Here is a 6,605-nt window from a genome sequence, read left to right on the forward strand (position 1 = left end):
AGATTCATCTTTTATATAAACAATTGCTCCAGCATGACCCATCTTTTTTTGTTTTGGTGCATTTTTGCCAGCAATATATGCAATAACTTTTTTTGACATGCTTTTTATTGTATCTAGGGCTTTAATTTCTAAATTTCCGCCAATTTCGCCAATCATAATAACGCATTTAGTTTGGGGATCATTTTCAAAAAAATTTAATACCTCAGCAAAACTCATACCCAAAACTGCATCACCACCAATACCTAAAGCTGTCGAAATACCATAACCTGCTTCTTTTAACTGCAGGGCAATCTCGTACATAAGCGTACCTGACCTTGAAACTAGGCCAATATTGCCTTTGTTAAATATTTGCTCTGGCATGATACCAAGCTTGCATTCATTTGGTGATATTATACCTGGTGTATTTGGACCAATGATTTTCATGTCACTTTTTTGTGCAAATGCTTTGACTTTTAACATATCTTGCAAGGGTATGCCTTCTGTTATTACAATCGCTAGTTTTATACCCGCATCTTGGGCTTCTAATATGGCATCTGCAGCACTATTTGCAGGCACAAATATTAAACTTGTATCTGCATTTACATGTTGTAGTGCTTCATAGACACAATTAAAAACAGGGATGTCAAGTCCTTCAACGTATGATTTACCAAAGCTAACACCTGCTACAATTTTTGAACCGTATTGTAAGCAAAGTTTTGTATGCAATATACCCTGCTTGCCAAGACCCTGTACTATTGCTTTAGTTGATGTGTTAATTAATATACTCAATTTTTTTCTCCAGCAAGAAGTATGGTTTTTTCAATGCCTTCTCTTAAGTTTTTTGCCATACTGATGTTGCTTTTTTTATAAGCATTTAAAATATCAATTGCTTCTTTTTTGTTTGCACCTTCAAGTCTAGCAACAATCGGCAAATTAAAGCTATAGGCATTGCAGAAATCAACCAAAGCTTGTGCAACTATATCGCATCTTACAATGCCTCCAATAATATTGACAAATATAACTTTTACCCTTGTATCCTGGTGGATAATCTCTAACGCTTTAAAAATTGATTCTTTGGTAGCACTGCCTTTTATATCCAAAAAATTTGCGCATTTGCCACCGAAGTCTTCTATTGTATCCAAACAAGCCATTGCAAGTCCTGCCCCATTAACCACCATAGCAATATTTCCATCTAGCCTTACATAATTTAAGTTATTTTGGCTTGCTTGAAACTCAAGGGGCTCTTGTTGTAATATGTCTGTATATGACAGGATTTTTTCCTGTCTAAAAAGTGCGTTATCATCTATTACAATTTTTGCATCAAGTGCAAAAAAATCACTACCGGTATCAAGCAAAGGGTTTATTTCTAAAAGTTCTGCATCGATATCTTTGTAAAGCATAAAAAGTTTTGATATTAAAACTACAAAATTATTTGCTTTATCTTTTTCAAAATTAAAAGCGCATGTCGCTTTTTTTGCGTAAAATTTGGAAAAACCCAGAAGTGGATCTATACAGACCGTATTGCTTTTGCTTACTTTGAAGGTTTCTTGAATATCTATTCCACCTTCTTTTGAAACAAGTATAGTATTGCATTGATTGTTTCTATCTGCAAAAATGCTTACATATAGCTCTTGATTACCCAGTAGAGCTTCTTCAATATAGACAGCAGATACAATTTTTCCTTCTTTTGGCGTTTGGGGCGTTATTATGCGTTTGCCTAAGAATTTTTTACAGAAGCTAATAGCTTCTTGCTTATTATAAATCTTTTGAATGCCCCCAGCTTTGTTTCTTGCTCCTGCGTGAACCTGTACTTTTGCAATGTAGGTTTTACCTGTTTCAAATGGTATGCTATCTATTTGTTTCGTATTTGTTACGACAAAACCTTTAGGTATATTTACACCATATCTTACTAATAGTTCTTTTGCCTGATACTCGTGTATATTCATTTGTAAGCTACATTAGCATACTTTAAACTTTTTTTCAAATAAAAGTTTATTCGTAGAGGTCGTAGAAGCTTGACTTTGATATTACTATATCTTCAAAATTTCCTACTTGCCTTTCTCTTTTTAGTTTAACTAAACCGTCAATCTCAGGTGCATCTAAAAAGCTTCTTGCTATTTTTGGACCATCTATAATCACTTTTAATTTTTTGCCAATAAATCGTTCTAAGTTTTTTTTGCTTAATCTTTTTTGTGTATCAAGTAATAGTGCTTTTCTTTTTCTTTTTGTATTATAGGCAACAACATTACCATAAGTGGCACTTTTTGTATTTTCTTCTTTTGAGTATTCAAATGCTCCAAGCCTATCAATCCTGTAATTGTTTATAAAATCCAAAATTTCATTAAAATCTTTTTCTTCTTCGTGAGGGAAACCTATAATAAAAGTTGATCGTATAGCAACATCATATTTCAAAAGTTTATCAAATAAATTGCAGATAAATTTCTTATCATAGTTTCTTTGCATGAGTTTTAATATTTTATCACTTACATGCTGAAGTGGTATATCAAAATATGGCACAATGCTGGGTGTTGAGGCAATTGTGTCTATTAAGTCGTCAGTTATGGAAGATGGATACAGGTAGAGTACCCTTATCCAGTAATTGCCTTCAATTTTAGATAAATCTTTTAAGAGCTTTGAGAGGTTATTGTTATTGTAACAGGAGGTGTCTTGAGCTATAAGAACAATTTCTCTTATACCTTTTTCAAGCAATTGGATAAATTCGCTTTTTATATATTCTGGATTTTTTTGTCTGTATGGACCTCTTATTTGAGGTATTGTGCAAAAACTGCAATTGTGGTGACATCCATCGGATATGCGTAAATATGCATAAGGGTACGTTGTAATTATTCTTTCTTCAATGCCGAATGGTTTTACAAAATCGCAGTAATTAAATTTTTTGTTTAAATTAACAAAATTTGTACTGTTTGTATCAACAAACACATCAATTTCTGGTATTTGCGATTCAATTTGATTTTTAAATCTGCTTATAAGACAGCCTGCCACTACAAGTTTTTGATTTTCTTTTTTGTTTTGAGCGACTTCTAAAATTGTATTAACAGATTCTTTAATAGCCTTTTGTATAAAAGCGCAAGTGTTAACAAACAATATATCAGCTTTCTCTGGATCGTATACAAATTCAATATTTTGTTTTGAAAAGTTATAAAGTATATTTTCTGTGTCAACCAAATTTTTTGGGCAACCTAAACTTATCACATAGCATTTCATGATAAAACTTTTCTAAGTGTAGCACTTTTTGCTTTTTTTATATCATCAATGGGTACATTTATTAAATCGTTTATTTTTAGAGTCTGTTCTTGTGTGGTAAAGCCTAACCTATATGCATTTATTCCGCTTTCATAAGCAATGGATTCTATAGTGTCAAAGTCTTGATTTTTAATTTCAATTATAATGTTTGCTTGAGACTCGCTAAATAAAAACTCGTGTGGGTTGGAATTTATATTGATTTTAATATCGCACCCAATATTGTTTTCGCACATAGAAGCCAAACAGCATGCAAGCCCGCCCATTGAAATATCTTTTGCGCTGACAATTAGTCTGTATTTTTTATGTGCGATATCAAAAAATTTTTTTAAAGATAAATGCAGTTTGACTTTTGGGTCAGGGATTTTACCATCTATTTTATTGTAGAACCAATAAAGATACTGGCTTGCACCCAGGTTTAATTCTATATCATTAAGTAAGACTATAGTATTATTAGCAAATTGAAATTGGCTTTTAAGCACATCTTGCATATTTGAGACACCAACCATTGCAATTGTAGGCGTTGGAAATATGTTTTGTGAAGTTGTTTCGTTATATAAACTTACATTTCCGCTTACAACAGGTGTATTTAATTTAGCACATGTATCTTTTATGCCTTCAATGGATTGCACAAACTGCCACATAATTTCTGGGTTTTGTGGGTTTCCGAAATTAAGACAATCAGTAATAGCAATAGGATTTCCGCCGCTTGCAATTATATTTCTATAACTTTCCAGCACAGCTATAGCAGATCCATTATAAGGATCAAGATAACAATATATGGGGTTTACGCTTGTACTTGCAAAAACAGCCATACCTGTTTGCTTTACAGCTATTGCGCATGCATCGCCTTCTGGTCCCTTTAGTGTATTTGTTTGGACTGTTGAGTCATATTGTTCAAAAATTGGCGATTTATCGCATAAATTTGGGCTTGAAAGCAACGACAAAAGCTTGCTTGATAAGTCATCAGGTGTTTCAAGTTCAATCTCTTTGTTTATTTTATCAATGTAGGCAGGTTTTTTATATTTTCTATCATAAACAGGTGCTTCAATTAAGTTTAAGTCAAACTCCCCTACAATATCATTTTTGTAGTAAAGAACGACTTTTTTGTCTTTTATTACTTTTCCTATAATAGTTGCATCTAAACTCCATTTTTTAAATATGTCTAAAATCTCTTTACTATTTTTAGGCTCAGCTATTATAAGCATTCGCTCCTGGCTTTCAGACAACATTATTTCAAGCGGTGTCATTGATTCTCTCAAAGGCACATTATCAAGATACAATTCAACACCTAAGCCACCTTTTTCAACCATCTCAAATGCACTGGAAGTAAGGCCTGCTGCACCCATATCCTGTATCGCTTCAACTAAAGATTTATCCATTACCTCTAAGCAGGCTTCTATTAATAGCTTTTCTGTAAAAGGGTCTCCAATTTGGACAGTTGGTCTGTTTTTTATTGATTCTTCGTCAAACGAACTTGAAGCCATAGTGGCGCCATGTATACCGTCTTTGCCTGTTTTTGATCCCACGTATATCACATCTGCACCAACTGTTTTTGCTATGCTCAAAAAAATCTTTTCTTTTTTAGTTATACCTAAAGTAAATGCATTAACCAGAATATTATTGTTATAGCAATCCAAAAACATAGTTTGACCGCTTGCAGTGGGAACTCCAACGCAATTGCCGTAATCACCAACACCTCTTACAACACCGTCAAGTAAATATGGCGTTTTTGAATGATTTAATGATCCAAAAAATAGCGCATCCATATTGAGCACCGGTCTTGCACCCATAGTAAAGACATCCCTTAATATACCTCCAACACCAGTTGCAGCACCGTTATATGGATCTATATAAGACGGATGATTATGAGATTCCATTTTAAAAACAGCTACATAACCATCTCCAATATCAATTACGCCTGCATTTTCTCCAGGACCTATGACAACCTTATCAGATTTTGTTGGAAGTTTTTTTAAATGAATTTTTGATGATTTGTAACTGCAATGCTCACTCCATAGCGAAAAAATTATTGCCTCTTCAATTTCCGTTGGTTTTCTTTTAAGTCTGTTTTCAAGTATGGCTAACTCTTCTGAATCAAGAAAATGTTTTTTCATACTACAATCCTCGTTAATTCTTTGAATTTTCTAACAAATTCATGTACACCTTTATTAAATAAGGCGCTTCCTACAATAATTTCGTTTGTTCCTGCATCTATTAAGCTTTTAATATTATTTAGATTTACACCACCATCTACCTGTATAACATAATCAAGATTATTTGTGTATCTGTATTTTGCTAAATACTCTATTTTTCTTAAGCTATTTTCAATAAATACCTGACCACCAAATCCTGGATTTACAGACATAACAAGAACGCCATCAACATAATCTAAAATGTAATCTAAAACAGTAGGAGAAGTTGCAGGGTTTATGGAAACTAAAGCTCTTACTTTTTTTTCTTTAATAGTGCTAATAAGTCTGTTTAGATGAATGTCCGCTTCTTGATGCACGCTTATAGAATAAGCGCCTGCATTTGCGAATTTTTCTACCCAAAAAGATGGATTTTCTACCATAAGATGGACATCTAGATCTAGATTTGAGATTGAATGAATTTGTTTTACAATATCTGGTCCTATAGTTATGTTTGGTACAAAATGACCATCCATAATATCTAAATGAATCAAATCGCAACCCGAATTTTGAATCTCTTTAATTTCATTTTCAAGTCTTAAAAAATTACATGATAAAATTGAAGCTAAAAGTTTAATTTGTGTCATTTTCAATCTCTCCTACTATTTCTTCCATTATATCCTGTAAGCTTACAACACCGATGCTTGATCTGTGATCGTCTACTACGATAAGCAAATGACTTTTTCGCTTTATCATAAATTTAAATGCCCTATCAATTTTTATACTATAATTAATAAATATCGGTTTTCGAGCTATTGATAGAATTGTTTGATTTTTATCAATATCAAATGCCCATTTTTTCTTTATTAAATCTTTTACATATAAAACACCCACAACATTATTTCGTTTTTGCTTGTATATGGGTATCCTGTTGTATTTTAGGTTACTTAAGTGTTTTATAAAAGACTCAATTCTTGTGTTTGCTTCAAACATCAATACCTTCCTTAACGGTATCATTATATCTTTTATTTGTTTTTCTTCAAACTCAAAAACATTTTCTATCATTTGTTGTTCTTGCTTATCAAAAATATTTTTTGAGCTTGCTACAATATTTTTGAACTCTTTTTCTGTTATGGTTAAAACATTTTCTTGTTTTAAGTTTTTAAAAAAAAATCTTTTAAATAGATTAATTATACTGGTAAAAGTACTAACAATAGGCGAAGTTATTTTAAA

Annotated in this window: 6 protein-coding genes; all 6 read right to left on the reverse strand. The window is 32.2% G+C overall.

Translation table 11 applies throughout. From position 1 onward, the window contains the following. The coding region (sucD, locus tag Q0C22_RS05485) for a succinate--CoA ligase subunit alpha (protein WP_291492587.1) at positions 1-768 on the reverse strand (768 nt) is incomplete at its 3' end. Beyond that, complete coding sequence (sucC, locus tag Q0C22_RS05490; RefSeq protein WP_291492589.1) at positions 765-1,925, reverse strand: ADP-forming succinate--CoA ligase subunit beta; 1,161 nt, start codon at positions 1,923-1,925, stop codon at positions 765-767. The genes sucD and sucC, both read right to left, overlap by 4 nt. Positions 1,926-1,971: 46 nt before the next feature. Next, the gene (gene rimO, locus Q0C22_RS05495) at positions 1,972-3,204 is read right to left on the reverse strand and encodes a 30S ribosomal protein S12 methylthiotransferase RimO (RefSeq protein ID WP_291492591.1); all 1,233 of its coding nucleotides are present in this window, start codon (positions 3,202-3,204) and stop codon (positions 1,972-1,974) included. Next, positions 3,201-5,357: a phosphoribosylformylglycinamidine synthase subunit PurL gene (gene purL / locus Q0C22_RS05500; protein ID WP_291492593.1), complete on the reverse strand. Its 2,157-nt coding sequence runs from the start codon at positions 5,355-5,357 to the stop codon at positions 3,201-3,203. The genes rimO and purL overlap by 4 nt, the downstream gene beginning before the upstream one ends. Next, on the reverse strand, positions 5,354-6,019 hold the full coding sequence (gene rpe / locus Q0C22_RS05505) for a ribulose-phosphate 3-epimerase (protein WP_291492595.1): 666 nt from the start codon (positions 6,017-6,019) through the stop codon (positions 5,354-5,356). The genes purL and rpe overlap by 4 nt, the downstream gene beginning before the upstream one ends. Further along, positions 6,006-6,605, reverse strand: a 600-nt coding sequence (locus Q0C22_RS05510; protein ID WP_291492598.1) for a CBS domain-containing protein, incomplete at its 5' end; no start/stop codon positions are given. The genes Q0C22_RS05510 and rpe, both read right to left, overlap by 14 nt.

The sequence above is a fragment of the Desulfurella sp. genome (assembly GCF_023256235.1).
GTDB lineage: Bacteria > Campylobacterota_A > Desulfurellia > Desulfurellales > Desulfurellaceae > Desulfurella.

What these genes read in the sequence shown, in the direction of transcription:
- sucC (WP_291492589.1), bottom strand. Translation starts at nt 1,925, where the DNA reads ATGAATATACACGAGTATCAGGCAAAAGAACTATTAGTAAGATATGGT.
- rimO (WP_291492591.1), bottom strand. Translation starts at nt 3,204, where the DNA reads ATGAAATGCTATGTGATAAGTTTAGGTTGCCCAAAAAATTTGGTTGAC.
- purL (WP_291492593.1), bottom strand. Translation starts at nt 5,357, where the DNA reads ATGAAAAAACATTTTCTTGATTCAGAAGAGTTAGCCATACTTGAAAAC.
- rpe (WP_291492595.1), bottom strand. Translation starts at nt 6,019, where the DNA reads ATGACACAAATTAAACTTTTAGCTTCAATTTTATCATGTAATTTTTTA.